Source organism: Halodesulfurarchaeum sp. HSR-GB (genome assembly GCF_031432215.1).
Classification (GTDB): domain Archaea; phylum Halobacteriota; class Halobacteria; order Halobacteriales; family Halobacteriaceae; genus Halodesulfurarchaeum.
Map to the genome: position 1 here is coordinate 43,671 of NZ_JAVKGN010000003.1, position 15,624 is coordinate 59,294.

Annotated in this window: 16 protein-coding genes and 1 pseudogene; 4 read left to right on the forward strand and 13 right to left on the reverse strand. The window is 58.1% G+C overall.

All coding sequences use genetic code 11. From position 1 onward, the window contains the following. Positions 1-10 precede the first annotated feature (10 nt). Positions 11-610 carry a pyridoxal 5'-phosphate synthase glutaminase subunit PdxT gene (gene pdxT / locus RH831_RS11555; RefSeq protein WP_079977884.1) on the forward strand — a complete coding sequence of 200 codons (600 nt, stop codon included), beginning with the start codon at positions 11-13 and terminating at the stop codon, positions 608-610. Positions 611-847: 237 nt separating this feature from the next. On the opposite strand, the gene RH831_RS11560 is transcribed toward pdxT, so the two are convergent. The 9 genes and pseudogenes from RH831_RS11560 to RH831_RS11600 all read right to left on the reverse strand — a co-directional run bounded on the left by RH831_RS11560 (position 848) and on the right by RH831_RS11600 (position 7,896). Beyond that, positions 848-2,089 carry an IS200/IS605 family transposase gene (locus RH831_RS11560; RefSeq protein ID WP_050049462.1) on the reverse strand — a complete coding sequence of 414 codons (1,242 nt, stop codon included), beginning with the start codon at positions 2,087-2,089 and terminating at the stop codon, positions 848-850. Between the two features lie 198 nt (positions 2,090-2,287). After that, the gene (locus RH831_RS11565) at positions 2,288-2,464 is read right to left on the reverse strand and encodes a hypothetical protein (RefSeq protein WP_186007757.1); all 177 of its coding nucleotides are present in this window, start codon (positions 2,462-2,464) and stop codon (positions 2,288-2,290) included. Positions 2,465-2,981: 517 nt separating this feature from the next. Then, entirely contained in the window at positions 2,982-5,063 is a 2,082-nt protein-coding gene (locus tag RH831_RS11570; RefSeq protein WP_310554346.1) for a RecQ family ATP-dependent DNA helicase, read from the reverse strand. Continuing rightward, positions 5,062-5,376, reverse strand: a pseudogene (locus tag RH831_RS11575) (hypothetical protein); the annotation flags it as partial. The pseudogene RH831_RS11575 and the gene RH831_RS11570, both read right to left, overlap by 2 nt. Then, positions 5,373-5,972, reverse strand: coding sequence for a helix-turn-helix domain-containing protein (locus tag RH831_RS11580; protein ID WP_050049460.1), 600 nt, complete (start codon positions 5,970-5,972; stop codon positions 5,373-5,375). The pseudogene RH831_RS11575 and the gene RH831_RS11580, both read right to left, overlap by 4 nt. 49 nt (positions 5,973-6,021) lie before the next feature. Continuing rightward, positions 6,022-6,357, reverse strand: a complete 336-nt coding sequence (locus tag RH831_RS11585) for a hypothetical protein (protein ID WP_050049459.1) — start codon at positions 6,355-6,357, stop codon at positions 6,022-6,024. After that, positions 6,357-6,647, reverse strand: coding sequence for a hypothetical protein (locus RH831_RS11590; protein ID WP_050049504.1), 291 nt, complete (start codon positions 6,645-6,647; stop codon positions 6,357-6,359). The genes RH831_RS11585 and RH831_RS11590 overlap by 1 nt, the downstream gene beginning before the upstream one ends. A gap of 73 nt (positions 6,648-6,720) precedes the next feature. Then, complete coding sequence (locus RH831_RS11595) at positions 6,721-7,245, reverse strand: hypothetical protein (RefSeq protein WP_310554347.1); 525 nt, start codon at positions 7,243-7,245, stop codon at positions 6,721-6,723. Between the two features lie 210 nt (positions 7,246-7,455). After that, a complete protein-coding gene (locus tag RH831_RS11600; RefSeq protein ID WP_050049458.1) occupies positions 7,456-7,896 on the reverse strand; it encodes a hypothetical protein in 441 nt (146 codons plus the stop codon). Between the two features lie 708 nt (positions 7,897-8,604). On the opposite strand from RH831_RS11600, the gene RH831_RS11605 reads away from it, so the two are divergent. Then, positions 8,605-9,561 (forward strand): hypothetical protein, encoded by a 957-nt coding sequence (locus RH831_RS11605; RefSeq protein ID WP_050049457.1) that lies wholly within the window; start codon positions 8,605-8,607, stop codon positions 9,559-9,561. Positions 9,562-9,616: 55 nt separating this feature from the next. Here RH831_RS11605 and RH831_RS11610 read toward each other — a convergent pair whose 3' ends face one another. Further along, positions 9,617-10,432: a hypothetical protein gene (locus tag RH831_RS11610; protein WP_079977879.1), complete on the reverse strand. Its 816-nt coding sequence runs from the start codon at positions 10,430-10,432 to the stop codon at positions 9,617-9,619. A gap of 341 nt (positions 10,433-10,773) precedes the next feature. On the opposite strand from RH831_RS11610, the gene RH831_RS11615 reads away from it, so the two are divergent. Next, entirely contained in the window at positions 10,774-11,313 is a 540-nt protein-coding gene (locus tag RH831_RS11615; RefSeq protein WP_148561345.1) for a hypothetical protein, read from the forward strand. A 45-nt stretch (positions 11,314-11,358) separates the two neighbouring features. Here RH831_RS11615 and RH831_RS11620 read toward each other — a convergent pair whose 3' ends face one another. After that, positions 11,359-12,585, reverse strand: coding sequence for a hypothetical protein (locus RH831_RS11620; protein WP_148561344.1), 1,227 nt, complete (start codon positions 12,583-12,585; stop codon positions 11,359-11,361). A 126-nt stretch (positions 12,586-12,711) separates the two neighbouring features. Between RH831_RS11620 and RH831_RS11625 the strand changes: the two genes are divergently transcribed. Further along, positions 12,712-13,677, forward strand: a complete 966-nt coding sequence (locus RH831_RS11625) for a hypothetical protein (protein ID WP_310554348.1) — start codon at positions 12,712-12,714, stop codon at positions 13,675-13,677. A gap of 265 nt (positions 13,678-13,942) precedes the next feature. Here RH831_RS11625 and RH831_RS11630 read toward each other — a convergent pair whose 3' ends face one another. After that, positions 13,943-14,665, reverse strand: coding sequence for a hypothetical protein (locus tag RH831_RS11630; protein WP_144426142.1), 723 nt, complete (start codon positions 14,663-14,665; stop codon positions 13,943-13,945). Between the two features lie 66 nt (positions 14,666-14,731). Continuing rightward, entirely contained in the window at positions 14,732-15,358 is a 627-nt protein-coding gene (locus RH831_RS11635) for a hypothetical protein (RefSeq protein ID WP_050049453.1), read from the reverse strand. Positions 15,359-15,624 lie beyond the last annotated feature (266 nt).

Sequence of the window (15,624 nt, forward strand, 5' to 3'; positions counted from 1 at the left end):
AACTGGAATTATGACCCTGACTGCTGGTGTCATTGCTCTGCAAGGCGACGTGAGTGAGCATGTCACCGCCATCGAACACGCTGGATCCCGCCACGGAGAGACAGTTGAAGTGCTGGAAGTTCGTGAATCGGGACAAGTTCCTGAGTGTGATGTTTTGTCGATGCCAGGGGGAGAGTCCACGGCTATTTCCCAGTTCATCCATCGTGAAGGAATCGCTTCAGAAATCGTCGACCATGTTAATGCCGGAAAGCCACTTTTGGCGACATGTGCTGGATTGATCCTTGCAGCACAAGACGCCCAAGATAGCCGCGTAGAGACGTTAGACTTGATTGAAGTTAGCGTCGATCGGAATGCATTCGGTCGGCAGAAAGATAGCTTTGAAACGAATCTACAAATCAGAGGGTTAGATGAGCCGTTTCCAGCCGTCTTTATCCGGGCTCCCTCGATAACAGAAGTGGGAGAGGGGGTTGAGGTGCTTGCTGAGCATGATGGGCGGGTTGTTGCCGTCCGGGAACCTCCTGTTGTTGGCACCGCGTTTCATCCTGAACTGACCGGGGCTTCCCAAATACATGATTTGGTGTTTTTCGAGTCGGATTTACCTCCACAATAACCAGGTCGCAGATATCGTTATTTTCAACATTACGGAGTTTGCTGCATTCGCGCCCTGTATACAGCACGCTCCTGAGAATGTGTCTGAATTTAGTAATACTATTCAGAGCTGTAATAGGTGTGTTCGGCGTATCAGTTCAAAAAGCAAGCGACCAGCGGGTCGACATCCACTCCACAGATAGGAGCGTCCGCTCGCTAGCGTTGAGGACGCTACGGCGGCACCTCGCGGGTCTGTGCGCTATTCGTTGGGCGTCACTGTGGCTCCCTCGACGGGAAACCACTGGTGATCGTCCCACTGGAACCGCACGGGCCGTGCCGTCGGCCTGACTGTTGTGTTCGTTGCTCGTTCGAGCAATGTTCTCGAAGCAACGAGGTCGGCGTGGCCGTCGAAACCACACGGACAGGTGAGCGTCTCTCGATGCCGGCGTGTTCGGTCCCGTTCGCCACATTCTGGACAGGTTTGGGACGTCCACGCCTCCGAGAGTGCTCCTACGTCGATTCCGTACTCTTCACAGACTGATTCGAGTCGATCGATACACTGCCGGTGAGCCCAGAAGGTCTGTGCTTTGAGGTTCGCTTCGACTGACCAGTACTCACCGAGCACCCCGGTGAGATCGCCGTGGTAGAGCGTTGAGACACCAGCCGCCTCTAAACGCTCGACTAAGTCCCGAAGGAGTGCGTTCACTGCATGGTCACGTCGCCGCGAGCGTTTGCGATAGAGCCGTTTGATTCGTTGACTCGTGTGTCGTCCATCAGGGAGTTTCGCTTGAGCGCTGGCGATAGCGTTAGTCGTCTCTCGAAACTGCTCGAACGGGGTTTGTCCACTGTAGAGATACTGCTCCTCGGTCGTTGTCGTACAGGCAACGAGCACGTTTGCACCGAGATCGAGTGCAGCGGCCTCGGAGCCATCTGATCTGCTCTCTTCGACGTCGTCGATGGTTACGGATTGATGCACACGGTACGTCTCTTCGACCGAGTCGTACGAGATTTCGAGTCGACCACTGTCTCCACGCCACTTCGGATTGCCCCGAACCGGTAACCGAAGCCGTTCGTACATTCCGAATCCGTACTCGTCTTTGAGATCCATGCCGATGCGGATTTCCAGTCGGGACCGCCTGTTCCACTGAATGGTGTACGAATCGTTTCGAATGTACGTTCGGAGTTCTCGGCCATCGTCTTGATTCCCCCAGTAGCCGGGGGGACTCGGATCGTACTCAGGATCGTTGAGAAGTTCGAAGAAGGATCGCCATGCAGTATCGTTCACGCGAGCAATCTGTTGGGTCGTCGCTCCGCTTAGCACGTCGACGTACTCGTCGTAGTAGCCATCGCACTCCCAGACACTTTCGCCGTCGAAGAACTGCTGGCGGCGGTCGTAGGTGAGTTTATTCCAGAGACTTGCCGACGCGTCCAGCACTCGCGTAAGGATTTCTTCTGTTGTTTCAGAGTCGGGAGCAATATCGAATGTATTCGTTCGTTTCATGGATCTGAACGATATTACATCCAGGGCACGCCTTCGCCGATTCCAGTTGACTGCACGATTCTCGGAAAACTACTGTCGGAGCTGGTCTGGCAACGTCGTCTCGTTTTCAATTCCTCTCTGGTGAAGGCACGATCACGTCGCGCCTCCGCCCGTTCCGGGCGCGAAAAACCAACACAAGCAAGTCGAGTTGGGGTCACATCATTGGTCGCTGTGACCCCACATCCGCGGGACATAGCCGAGATGCTCGATGTCGTCAGCGTAGTCACGAAGGAGCCCCATGAGGACGACTTCGGGAACGCCGGATTCGGCTTGGTCGACCAGCCAGTCTTCCAGTTCGTCTTCGGCCTGCTCAATCCCGTTAAGATCAACGGACATCCGGCCAGTCCCCCGCTGATTGACGATACACCTGTCGCCGGTGGCGTTGTTCCATCAGAAATCACCTGTATTACCATGCAGGCACGATCGCTTCGAGCCTGCACCCATTGCAGGCGCAAAAAGAACCACCGGCGACGTAGTCAGTGCAGAGGTGTGCCGATACCGATATGCCCGCTCGTGTCCGGCCCGGACTGTGGGTTCGTGTCCAGAGCGACTGTCGCCGAGAACGCGCGCCACACCGCGGCGCGCGACAGCGCAGGCGGGACAAAGCGCTGGAACGCGAAAGCCCGCGAGGGGCGCAACCGACGGGGATACCCGCTGGCGTCGAGGGCACATTCATTTTAGCCCGGAACGGGCGCTCGCGGTGCGGAGAGCGCCCGCACGCCCGGAATGGTCGGTCGCGAGCGACGCGGAGGGCGGAATGCGGCGAGTGGGGCGTGCCGGGAACGACACAACGGCCTCATCACGGAGATGAATCGTCACCGAACAGAGATGGCTCGGACAGCAACGGCCGGTGTTACCACCGGGTCCGTTCTGCCAACGCAAAGGGATAAACTGGACCGCTCCCGGCATCGCGAAGCATCAGTGCCGCCTCTGTGAAACTCCACCGTGAGCCGACAGTGTCGTCGATCAGCAGGACAGGCTCGGCCCGAACCTCATCAGTCGTCGCGAACGCCCCCTCGACGTTCCAGCGTTTCTGGTAGGAGTTCGCCAGTTCGTGCTGGGGCTGCATCGGTTCGACCTGTTCGACGGCGTGGACGTAATCGATTCCCAGTCCGGTCGCGATTCGTCTGGCGAGATCCTGAACCTTCTCCTCGCCCGTCGGGGAGGGAACAGCAGTGACCCAGGTCGGACTTGATGACGGTGTCCACTCCTGTTTGATGTACTCGACTGCGGCGTCAACCAGCTTCTGGCTGTACCCATTGTCTTGGTCAAACTGTTGGCTGACCAGCGCGCCATACCCTGGGTCACCGTAAACTGCCAATGCACGCCCCGGTTCAGGTTTCCGCTCTTCAGCGATTTTCGAGCGGCCGTCTTCCTTGGGCATGTAGTATCGGGGCGATATCTCGGCTACCGATTCAGCCCGGTAGTGCTCTACGGCCGCCGAAACGAGGCTTTCGTCCTGCACCTCCGTCGGGAGGACCGGCCCCCTACAGGAGGCACAGCGGCCACAATCCTCCTCGAGGGAGCCATCTAATTCGTCGTCGATGAACCGGGTCAGACAGTCGTCGGTTTGGACGAACTGCTTGATACGCTCGAGCTCCCGTCGACGTTGCTGGGTGACTGACGCGATGCGGTCGTGGTCGTAGTTCCAGTCGGCGGCTGTCCGCTCAAATCCGTCCTCAACCCGAATGACGGCGTTGTCGACCCGAACCATGTCTAGACACTGGGAGGCCGCCTTCCAGGAGATGTTCGCCCGTTTGAGGAGCTGGTACTTGTGCAATGGCACCTCGCTGTCCGCCAGCGTCGAAAGTACGATCTCGAACTCCTCGGGGTCGGGAAACGCTTCCTCGATGAAGTACTCCGCAATCTGGTTGTCCTCGTCGCCGGAGAGAAGGACAGCGAAGGCGTCGTCTAGGTCACGCCCCGCCCGTCCAATCTCCTGGTAGTACCGGATAAGATTCGGCGGACGTTGGAAGTGAATAACCCAGCCCAGATCTGGTTTGTTGAACCCCATCCCGAGGGCATTCGTGGCTGCCAGGCCGTCCACTTCGTTCGCCATGAGTTGGGCTTCCAGTTCGCGGCGACGCTCGTCGTCCATTCCGCCATGGTATGGCTCGAACTCGAGGCCCTGTTGTCGCATCCACTCGGCGACCGTCTCAACCTCGTCGGTCGTCAGGCAGTACACGATGCCCGAGGATGGCAGGTCGGGGACGTTCTCAGCGAGCCAGGCGAGCCGCCGGGCCCGTGACCCCAGCTTGTTTGTCTGGAGACGCAGTGACTTCCGGACGAGATCACCACGGATTACCTGGAGATCGGGAACTTGATTGGTAACATCATCGACGACTCGATCGTTGGCGGTTGCAGTCGTCGCCGCCACCGGGATGTGGTCCGGTAGCTGCTGGAGGATGCGTCTAATTCGGCGGTAATCCGGGCGGAAATCGTGCCCCCAATCGGAGATACAGTGCGCTTCGTCCACGACAAGAAGCCCGAACTCCTCGTCCATCGCGAGTAACACATCCTCCTGGAACTCGGGATTCGCCAGTCGCTCCGGTGAGATCAGCAGCAGATCACAGCGCCCCTCGCGAACGGCGTCTTTTGCCTCGGACCACTCCTCTTTGTTCTTGGAGTTGATGGTCCACGCGTTCAGGTCGAGCTGCGTTTCGGCGTCCTGGATCTGGTTACGCATCAGCGCCAGTAGCGGACTGATGATGAGCGTTGGGCCGTGGCCCTGTTCACGGAGTAGTTTAGTTGCGATGAAGTACACCGTGCTCTTGCCCCACCCAGTCCGCTGAACGAGGAAGACTCGCTCCTGTCGGTTGACCAGCCGGTCAATAGCCTCCCACTGATCTGTGCGGAATTCCGCCCCCGGTCCGATACTACGTTCCAAGAGCTCCTGCGCCCGGCGCTTGGTACTCTCGCTCGAATCCCCGTTCACGCTGAACGTGATTGGTTGATCCGTGAAAAGAGTTCTCGATGTACCGCTGCACACCGTCCATCGCCCGCGAGACGATGGAATCAGAAAACTTGGGCGGCGACGCGACTGTTGTCCACTCCTCGTCGATCGCGGCGTCGATGGGCGGTGCCTCGACGTCAGGGTCGTCGACGGCCAACTCGTCGCACATCCGTTCAGGGAGGACGAAGGTGATGTCGTTCCGGCGAGCGAATCGCCGAACAGCCTGGTAACGGCTGTTCGACGGCTGGCCCATTGCGACGAACAGGCCGGTGTCGGCGATGTGGAGCGCGCTCACGCGTCGTTAGCTGTGTCGCCGTCGTCGACGTCCAGTTCGTCGAGTGACGCGCCCGAAGCCTCGATGTTGTGGTGCTCGTGGACGACGGGCCGGAGCGCCTGCAGGGTCATCTCCGCAGCTAGCGGGGAGATATCGAGATCCTCGGCCATCAGCCAGTGGGTCACCTCGCCGCGTTCGCGGGCGACGGCGTAGGTGAGTGCTGTTGCGAGGCCGGCGACGCCGTGGCGGTCGATGTAGGTGTCGATATCGCCGTTGGTTTCGCGACGGCCGACCGCGTCGATCAGCACCGGCGTGATCGTGTACTCCCGGTCGCCCGCGGTCGTCGTCACGGTCAGGTCGATCTCGCGAGCGGCGTACCGCCGAGGCTGCTCGTCCTGCGTGACCTCGACGACGCCGGTGTCAACGAGTCGGTTGGCGTAGCTGTAGGCCGTCCCCTGGGCGAGCTCGAGTTCGTCCATCACATCCTGGACGGTCGCCTCGTCCTCTCGAGCGAGATACGCGTACAGCTGGGCCAGCTGCGGCTCCTCGAGGAGGTCCGCGACCGAGAGGAAGTCCCGGACGATGTCGCCGTTGGCGCGGTTTGAGGTGCGTGACACGGGTCGTTCTTGATTACAGTTTACAGAAAAACAGTAAAGAGTGTTTGGGTCACTCTGCCGGCGTCGCGACGAGATGCTCCTTGAGGTCGCGCGTCCAGTACGTCGCGAGCCCGCCTGGGCTACAGTGCTCGCACAGTTGCAACGGGCCTTCGAGATGTCCGAGTTCAACGCGGAACCGCGTCAGCGCCGCGAGCGCGTCGACGACGAGCCCACACCCGTCGCAGGCGAAGTGATCACGCTCGTCGGGATCCGGCTCCACCTGGATGGCACAGTCGACACAGACCGGATGGGTGACCCGCTCGTCCTGTCCCCAGGTATGTGCCTCGCCAGTCTCGGCGCCTGGAGGTGCATCGCAGAAGGCACAGCCGGTAAGCGTCTGCTGCATCACTCGCCCTCCTTGTCGGCGTCGCGGCCGGCCGTCCAGCCCTGGTGGAAGACGGCTAGCTGCGTGGATGAATCGAACGCGTTACCGCTCGGCTCGTGGACCAGAACTTGGTCCTCGGGAACGAGTGTGACGACGTCCGCGTCGACGAGTTCGCTGACCAGGTTCTGGGCCGTCGCGTCGTCGACGTCCGCCGTGTCGACGCCGGCGATGTCGCGGTCCTGGGCGAGAAGTTCGGCCTCGAACTGTTCGTAGTCGGCACTTGTGTCGTCGCGAGGATTGGGATCAGACATGGTGATCACGCCGCGCACGCTGTCGCGCGCTGCACGCCTCGCGGCGCCGACAAACAGGCCAGGTCGGACAGCGTCAGTCCGGTCGCGGGTCGCGATAGCCGATAACGGCGACGTCGTCGATGAACAGGACGCCCTTCATGAAGTCGAGTTTCGTCAGACTGTGCTGGTACAGGTTATGTTGTCCGAGATAGTTCAGCGGCACGATCAGGCAGCCGAACTCGATCTTCGGCCGGCCGTCCTTCTTGGTGCGATGCCCTTTCTGGAACTTGAGCAGGTCGTCGCTGACGTTTTTCCGATCGCTCTTCTCGACCTCGATGCCGATGCGGGCGTCGGCGTCGTAGAGGTCGACGCTGTAGTTGAAGCCCAGATGCGACCAGAGCTTGCAGTTCGGGTTGTAGCCGCCGGTGGCGTCCCCTTCGTACCCGTACTGGGGGGGGGGGAGGCCGTCGGCGATCGCGGCATCGAACGCGCCGATTTCGCTGTGTTTCGTCGAGCCGTCGAAGACGCTCGCCGGGACGGCATCGACGGCCGACCGAATCGACACAAGTGCTTCGTCCGGGAACGCCTCGGACGAGGTCTGGGTGCGGCGCTCGCTCAATCAGGTGACCTGCTCGACGACGACCATACTGGCCTTCGACGACCAGCGGCCCGATAAAACCCGTCGCGACGAACGTTCGGGCCGACCGGCCGCCAGGTTACGCTACCTTGAGGGACTGGGCGACGGGTGGGGTCGGGGGAGTGTATCCAGCCCTCAGCGTTAACCAACACTGTGCCGGAGTCAGACCGGGATGTTGGTTAAGATTAACCGCTATGGAGCCTGGAGTTCTCGAACTGGCTTCACCGCGAACGTGTCTGGCTCGCTAGCTGCCGCCTCACGTGGGTGCTCCGTCATCGGGGATGCTGACTGCGTGAGCTGGGTGATGAGCTCGTCTCGAACAGTCCGTCGAGGGACGGTGGTCTCGTGCCAGCCCAGCCGGTCGTCGAAGTGGCGCTTCTGGAACTGCTCGCCGACGTCGTCGACGGCGACGTACTGGGTGCGCGTCGACCGCCCGACCTGCCGTGAGACGAAGACGGCACCCACGGCCTCGTGCGTCAACTCGACGAGAGCACACTCCACGAGCGCGACGACCGACGCGTGATCCCGGTCGGTCGGCACTGTCACCTCGATATCCGCCCACGGAGCCTCACCGTCGGGATTGGTTCCTGCTTGATCCGCTGACCGTTTCTCGCTGATTCGTTCCGAAGCCATCGTCTATCGGGGGCACATGATGTGCCCCGCCACCCCCTCGCGGGGGCGACAGACACCACCGAAATGCATCTGTTCACTCTATCCACTAAATCTGATATATCTCTGAATCCAATATCCCTGTGATGGCCCTCGGCCTGAGAGAGCCGGCGGCCTTCGCACATTGCATATCGCCTCTTTCTTTGGACGAAAACCGCGATATGCAAGGCAAAATAACGCGCTCAAATCGCAGAAGAACCTCGTCGGGCCAATTTGAGACGGTAGAAAATACCTCGACGAGCTGCCGACTCACCACTATTTCGCTAAAATTGCTCGACCACGGGGTAAGCGGGGTAAATTCGGGAAGTACTGATGAGAGATACGAATAGCCCTGTGTCAAGAACGCCTTGCTGGATGGCTGCGCTCTCCCGTGAGATGCCGAAAGAGACCCCCGATTCCCGCGAATTCGGGACGCTAAACCCACTCAAAATTGCCCGACGGGGTTTCAGTACAAGGTAGACAGTACTACAACCCATCATCTCGATATACTGAGGGGACGGCTTGTTCACAGTCCGAACTCGACAGTGGACAAGTACGGGCTGTTAACCAACAATCCGAATCAGGAACAGAGTTTGTTGGTTAATATTCTGCCCCCTCCACTGTTTCCGGAGCTATTGCTGTCTTCGTCTGTCCGACACAAGGCTTTTCGAGCGTCTCCGTGGAATCACGATTATGCGCCGCCGTGCCCTCCTCGCGACCGCCGCTACGTCCCTCCCCGCAGTAGTCGCTGGCTGCACCAGTCCCGGTGGGTTGGGTGGAAGCAACGCCGCTGCAGAAGCCCCTACAGCACGCCTCGAACTGACGACGATTGCCGACGCAAAACTCCCGACGAAGGTCCTCTATACAGTCCGCCCTGCTGAAGGCAACGACGAAACGGCACAACTGTTCGATCGGATTCTCGACGGTGGCACGACAACGAAGGCCACACGGCCGCCACTGCCCGAACAACAACATATCGCCTACCAAGACGGCGTCTACGAGCTGGCATACGAAGTGATCGAGAAAACGCCGGCCACCAGGTACTCCGTGAAGGTGGATATCGTCACCGGCTCGGTGACCGAGGCAGAGGCTATCCAGTTCGCTGACCTCCCCGAAGTTGATCAAGAGGAATTTGCCGCGCACGGACTCGCTGATGGTGACCCGGTCGGGATCGGGACGACGTTCCTCTATACGGATGCCGAACGCGAGCAATCCGTCCTCATCCCCAAGTCGGAGTACTCGTATATCATCTGGGACGATGGGACTGAAGCCGAATGGGTCGTCGACGACGCGTATGACACGACGCTGAACACCTATCGCTACACGGCTGACCAGGTGGCACCGGCCGCCGAGTACGGCCAACAGATGCGCGAGCGGTTTACGTTCGAACTTACGGATCTTCCAGACGCCCAACGAGAGATCGTCAAGACGGCGATCACGGACGGACCGTACGTTGTCGGGCCCGATGAGACGTCGTCTGATGCACTTGTGGCGCTCGCAACCAGGTTTCGTGGACACGAACAGGCCCACGGGCTCAACGAAGACGGTAAAGGTGACCTGAGCGGCACGTATCTGGTTCGGTACCAAGACGACGTGTATTGGACAACGCTCGTCGTCCAACGGGATACCCTCACGACGACGGAGGGGTGAACGGGTAAGCCGTGATGACTCACGAGAATCTGTCGACCCAAATCTAGCGTTGATACTATCTATGCTGCTGGAGGACCTGGAGTGCGGTACTGAGCCGGGCGATGTACTCGTCGGGCGGGAACCGCCACCAGACTTGCCCACTCATATGCGCTAAGGGAAGCACGTAGGTATCGACGGGATCGCTGATCCGATGCAGCGTTCCGTGAATGTCCATCACACTAGCTGGATCAGCATCCGTCTCTACAACGGGCTCCGGTGACGTGTGCCGGCGAAGTGCCGGCCACGCGTTGCCGCCAAAGGAGAACACCACCTCCGGATCGAGCGCTTGGAGTTCTCGCTCGAGCAGCGCGTGATACGATACACGTTCCTCCCTCGTTCCAAACCCGTCGACACGGTATTTCACTACATCACCGAGGTAGAAGTCGTGGTAGAACTGCCCAGAGGCGACGTACTGGTGCCAGCCATTGGGGAGCGAGATGAGATCGTGGTTCGCAAGCGTCTCGAAGAATCGTTCGGTGAAATCGGCGTTGCGGCCAGTCAACCAGCTCTGTCCGAACGCCCGGTAGACACCAATCTGATCGCGGGCAGCACAGTCGCCTGCAAGCGGATTGTGGGGCCGCAGTTCCGAGAGGTGTCGCTCGTGGAGGTTCCCCGGATCTTGTACCAGCAACACGTAATCCGGATCGTCAGTTTCCCAGTCGTAGTAGAACGTGTACGAGAGACGCCTGCAAACCTCTGCTTGAACGGGGAAGCCTGCCTGTGACAGAACCGACTCGATATCGTCGATGGCTGACTCCTGTAACGCTTGTAACTCGCGCTGCGATGGTTGGTCAATCAGAGAAAGAAGATCGCGAGCCGTCGTCTCGTCCATTCGTGGGTAAGCAATCTCGTGCCCCCCAATTGAGACTTTGGGCGTGAGCGATACAAAATACGACGGCGACAAGCGGTCGGAAGCTGTCACGACCCACAGCTCACTGAATTCTAAGAGAAATGGCTATAGGAAATTCTATAGATATTATTATAGCAATTGCGAGAGTAGATTGCATCGCGACGATAACCAACAGAACGGGTCGAATCGGGTGTGTTGGTTAATCGGAGGAAGCCCCTCCATCGTTTCCGGAGCTTTGGCTGTCCCCGATAATCCGAGACCACCTCGATGACACTGGACAAAGACAACTCACAGGCTCGACCAAACCCGTGAAGGTGGCCTGAATGAGCCTATTCTACCGGTATCTTTATTTAACAGATGCGACTTCGTTGCAGTCCGACATGTATGGGGAACTCGGTCGAGGCGATTGGCGGAACGGGATTACCCAGCTCAATATCGTGGATGGCAGCACCGTCGAACCAGTTCAAGACTATGCAAAAGCGGAAGTCGGCTACGAATTCCGGTCTAAATTCAAAGACGACACCCGAAACCCACCAGCTGTCCGATTCACACCGGCAGAACTCCGGGCAATGATTGAGCAAGTCAAATCTGAGGTTGACGATCCCTTTACTGCGCCGAATTTCGAACCGCTTCGTGGCTGGCTCGAGACACACGGTGACGATGTTATCGCTGAGGTCGGTCACGAGGACAGTCTTCGCAAACAGTTCCGGATGAAATGGAATGACGACACTGGGACTCCGTATATCAAGGTTCAACGCCGTCGCCAGGACTGGAAGACTGGGGACGATTCTTGGCTGATCTCGTCACCAACACTCGGGCCGGGCGAGTTTGAGGGAGTCTTCGAGGACGTTGCCGTACCATAACAGCTCCAAAATCACCTATGTACAGTGTCGACGATGACGCCGCATCTAACGGCCGAATCGTTGCCGCATTTGCCTGTGGAAGTCCTCGGAATACTTCTCCCAAGCTGCTTGGCCGAATTCTTCCGGTTCCACCTCTTCAGGATGCTCTCGTTCCTCACCGACAATCCAGCCGTGGTCGACGTAGAACTGTAGAATACGCGTAGAATCCTTTGTTGAGATTACCAGCACATCTGTGATATGTGTCGGAATTTCATCCACCACCTCGTCCGGATTCGGGAACGTCCCCCGGACAAACGGAAGCTGCTCGTCTAGTTTCTCAACAGTAGATTTCGTCAACGGCTTGTTTGGCAAGCTATCGACTTTCCTGTGATTTGTGAAACAAACAGGACACTCCTCCTCATCTAAATAATCCAGGAGGTCGTGCTCAGCGTACTGACGCCGCATCTCTGCGAGCTGCGCTTCGAAGTAGTCCGACTCGAAAAATCGCTCCGGGTCCTCTAGAATACGGTCTTGTACCTTCTCACGTTCCGATTCAGACATCGATACCTGTCCGAATATCTCAGCCCGACCGTACAGGAAACTCCCCCATAGCTCACCCAGTTCCTGCGGTTGCTCGATAATCCCCTCTCCGTCGATACGAGTCCCTGTGAATCCACCCGGATCCTGAGGGACAATCGTCGAGAAAAACAGGATTCTGGGGAATTTGAAATAGGCGTGGATTTGGTCGTCACCGTAGACACTAGTGCCGTCAAGGTTCCGCTGTATATACACCTCAAACCCCTCGGGTGCCCCCGGATCTGACTTGACTAGGTCGATCTCGTCGGCAAAGAAGATGTGGTGCTGAGAGGGGTCCTCCGAGATCGGTTTCTCACCCAGCAAAATCGCTTCCCACGTCTCCAACCGCTCTTCGACGACCGCATTCTGAGGGTGATCTTCTTCGTGCCAGACAGCCATTTCGGAGACAAGAAGCCGCCAAGAGACAGATAGAACAAACTTGTACAACCACTCACCGTACTCGAACTCCTCCTTCTCGCCACGAATATGCGGGTAGAACACTTGAGAGGCGAATTTGGCCTCCCAGTCGGAGAAAACCTGTTCGCAATCTTCGCAGAGTAGCTTTTCGTGATGGTCTTGAATCCGAGTATTCGGATCAACCGCTTTTCTGAGAAAGGGGGTCGGACCAGACTTCTTCATCCACCGAATCACAAATCGAGGGATGATGTGGCTGTTCTGTAGCTCGCGTGTTTCTCCACAGAGCCTACACTCATCCATTGTATATCGAATTGCCTGGCATCGTACAATTTTCTGGTGGTAACTGGAGTTCGCTATGTGAGTCGCGCTGGAACGGAGTTTCAAGGCCACGGCACCATTAGAACAACATAATCGAGGATACGACCAATGGTACGCGCACCACCTGAAACACAAACGCAAGCTGACGACGTCTTCGAGGACTGGTCCCCGCCGGCGCTCGATATTCTCTGGGCGATCGCGCAGTGGTACAACGGCGCCGTTCTGGAGCGAGACGACCAACGGTATCACATCGGGTGGCACCGTCCGCCAGATCTCCAGACGCTCCTCGGCTGTTCCGACACAGAGTGGGAGCAACGATACGAAGATGTATTCACCGACCTCCAGTCCCCCGCGACGTCGCCGACGCTCGTCGACGACCGGCACAGCGGCCAGAGCGAGGAGTCACAGCCGTGGCTCACGGAGCAGTACATCCTCCGACGCAAGGTTCGGTGGACACCGACCCGGAGCGCCCGAACCGCGATGGACACGCTCTTTGCCGGGCTGTTCGACGACGACCTCCCGCAGCACCAGCACGAGCCCGACATCGGCCTCGTCGGCGACTGGGACGAGTCGCTTTTCCACCGCACCGGCGTCGCCGTCGTGGCCGCGGTCTGGCGCCAGCAGGGACGCTCAGTCGAGCTGTATCCTGGCGAACAGGGGCAGGCCCAACCGGACATTCGGAGTACAGCACTCGACGGTACCACCTGGGAAGCCGAAGTGCTGACTGACCACCACGACCGAACGATGCCCCGTTCGAAGTTCGCGACCTTCGCCGAACGGCCGGAGCGACAGCACCTCTGGATCTTCGAGAACAGACAAACGGCCTTCGAGACGCTGAACCGGCTCCACGAGGCCAGCGACGTCGACTGCCGGATCGCGAACGCGCCGTTCGATACGCCAGAAAACTACAGCATCCAAGTCGGCAACCGCTACCTCGACCAGAGCCACACCGACGCCGACTACCACTGTCCCGGCATCGACCGGATCGACACGATCACCGGCTGGTACGGCCGCCACTACGACGCCGCCGCTCGCACCCGCCTCGCGACACCACCAGCCACCACCCACTCCTGATATCCCTCACCTCTCGAACATACCTCACCTAGACACCTCTCTCGAAGAATAACCAACCCTCACTCCCCCTAATAATCGCGGAGATTTACGGAGGTGAGAGCCACCGATTCGAGAGTGTTTCAGTACCCAGAACCTACAGAATAGTCCTGAAACACCTGTGTAAACGCCCACTCTCAGATCGGGACCAATTTACGGAGGTTCAAACCCGGAGTGGTAAAAATACTAGAACAGGTCCTGACGAATCGCACAAATTGCTGCGTTGGATCTATGGCTCAAACGTATATTCAACTGTATCATAGGTATTCAAATCAATCCCATACACACTGAAATCGACTGACGGGTAAGACTCTTCCAGAGAGACGAAACACGTTGAACAAATAGCGTCCCCCAATTTGTACGCAATACCCTCCTGAACAAGTTCTACAGACGATCTGGCATCTTCGTAATCACCGAGATGGTCGGTTAGTCTGGTCATTTCCCAAGGGAGATAATACGAGTCACGTCGGTTAGCGTCTTCACAGAAAGAGCAGGGCGCAGTTCCTGGATGGTGATGATGACCCTCATAATCACCGTCAGTAACAGTGTCCCAGATGTCTTCCTTGAACTCTTCTGGGCTGCGATCATACTTCGCTTGGACAGTCTCCTCAGAGGCTTCTATGTTACATCCATGGAGGAATCGCTCTTTGTCGGTTAAATCTATTTTTGCTTGGATCGGACAGTTAGTACCTGTAATCTTGCAATGCCAACTATCGATAGGAACTTCAACTCGTCCGAATTGGCAGGTCACCCAGTCACCACCGCTAGCGAACTCATCCACGTAATGTATCCCCGTGTCTGCTATGTACTGTTCAATCGTGTTCTCGATTTCTTCATCCAATAGTTCGGCGTCGTCGATATCAAGAACTAATTGAGGCCCAGCTCGCTCGAGCCAATGTGTTTTGACCTCGCTATGTGTGTGCTCAACGAGGATCTCACCACTGAATTTCATACTCAGTCACTCAAGGCCGCGACGTACATTCTTACCGGCTTTTTGAATCGGGGATCCGGAGAGCTCTCAAAGCCTACCAGGTTCTGACTGGGGATCGTGGTAATCGTCGACAAGCTCGAGTGCCTGTTCGATAGTTCGCTCGTCGTACAGCGTATCCTCTGAAACAAGACTCACCCACTCGGCTCGATTTCGATCCGATTGTCGAACCAGCCGTTCTATTTGCTCGCCGTCACCGCCAGTCCAATACGCGAGCTGGCTGCAGAATGCGACGTCAGCCTCCGTTTGACTTGCATACCCTGCACTACTGCCAGTCCATAACCGCCGGAAGACGTCACTAGCGGGCCCGTACTGTGCCCGTTCGATGACTGCGGTATCACTCAAATCAACGTCGACACTGGGCTCTGATGGCAACCCACCGAATTCCTGAACATCGACGACAGACAGCGTCGCCGCGGCTTCGGCTGGGTCGGCAGCTCCTTTCCACGCCTTGTAGACACCCCGGAGTTCCGTCGTTCGCTCGGTAACTGTCGCCGGCGTCGACGACAGCCGATCACCCGTAATCGGTATGTAGAACTCCGCATCACAGATGTCGATCGGCCCGGAGGTCCAACTCGGTGGCTGCCCCGCAACGATAATCCGAATGGTCTGACCGTCGTATGCAGCTTCAGTATAGGAATCAAGCGTCTCAATCACCGTCCGGGCCCAGCCATCGAGGTCGCCGGTCTCAGGATCACGACAGGCGGAGAGTTCGACAGCAGTAAATGGGTCATCGTGTGTGGGATAGAAGGCGAGTCCGTCGACATCGAGTTCGGACGCCGTCGCCGTGGCGTATGCATCCTCAAAACCACTCCACGTATCTTCGTCATCGAAGGTTGCGCGCTCGCCGGTCGCCGGATCGATCGGTGTGAGTGAAATCCCGTCTGCCGAGTCGTCAGTATCAGCTGCCCGCCAACAGACCC

Bases quoted from the DNA above. Each gene is read 5' to 3' on its own strand.
- pdxT (WP_079977884.1), top strand. From the start codon at position 11: ATGACCCTGACTGCTGGTGTCATTGCTCTGCAAGGCGACGTGAGTGAG.
- RH831_RS11560 (WP_050049462.1), bottom strand. From the start codon at position 2,089: ATGAAACGAACGAATACATTCGATATTGCTCCCGACTCTGAAACAACA.
- RH831_RS11590 (WP_050049504.1), bottom strand. From the start codon at position 6,647: ATGTCTGATCCCAATCCTCGCGACGACACAAGTGCCGACTACGAACAG.
- RH831_RS11585 (WP_050049459.1), bottom strand. From the start codon at position 6,357: ATGCAGCAGACGCTTACCGGCTGTGCCTTCTGCGATGCACCTCCAGGC.
- RH831_RS11625 (WP_310554348.1), top strand. From the start codon at position 12,712: ATGGTACGCGCACCACCTGAAACACAAACGCAAGCTGACGACGTCTTC.
- RH831_RS11610 (WP_079977879.1), bottom strand. From the start codon at position 10,432: ATGGACGAGACGACGGCTCGCGATCTTCTTTCTCTGATTGACCAACCA.
- RH831_RS11615 (WP_148561345.1), top strand. From the start codon at position 10,774: ATGAGCCTATTCTACCGGTATCTTTATTTAACAGATGCGACTTCGTTG.
- RH831_RS11630 (WP_144426142.1), bottom strand. From the start codon at position 14,665: ATGAAATTCAGTGGTGAGATCCTCGTTGAGCACACACATAGCGAGGTC.
- RH831_RS11605 (WP_050049457.1), top strand. From the start codon at position 8,605: ATGCGCCGCCGTGCCCTCCTCGCGACCGCCGCTACGTCCCTCCCCGCA.
- RH831_RS11600 (WP_050049458.1), bottom strand. From the start codon at position 7,896: ATGGCTTCGGAACGAATCAGCGAGAAACGGTCAGCGGATCAAGCAGGA.
- RH831_RS11620 (WP_148561344.1), bottom strand. From the start codon at position 12,585: ATGGATGAGTGTAGGCTCTGTGGAGAAACACGCGAGCTACAGAACAGC.
- RH831_RS11565 (WP_186007757.1), bottom strand. From the start codon at position 2,464: ATGTCCGTTGATCTTAACGGGATTGAGCAGGCCGAAGACGAACTGGAA.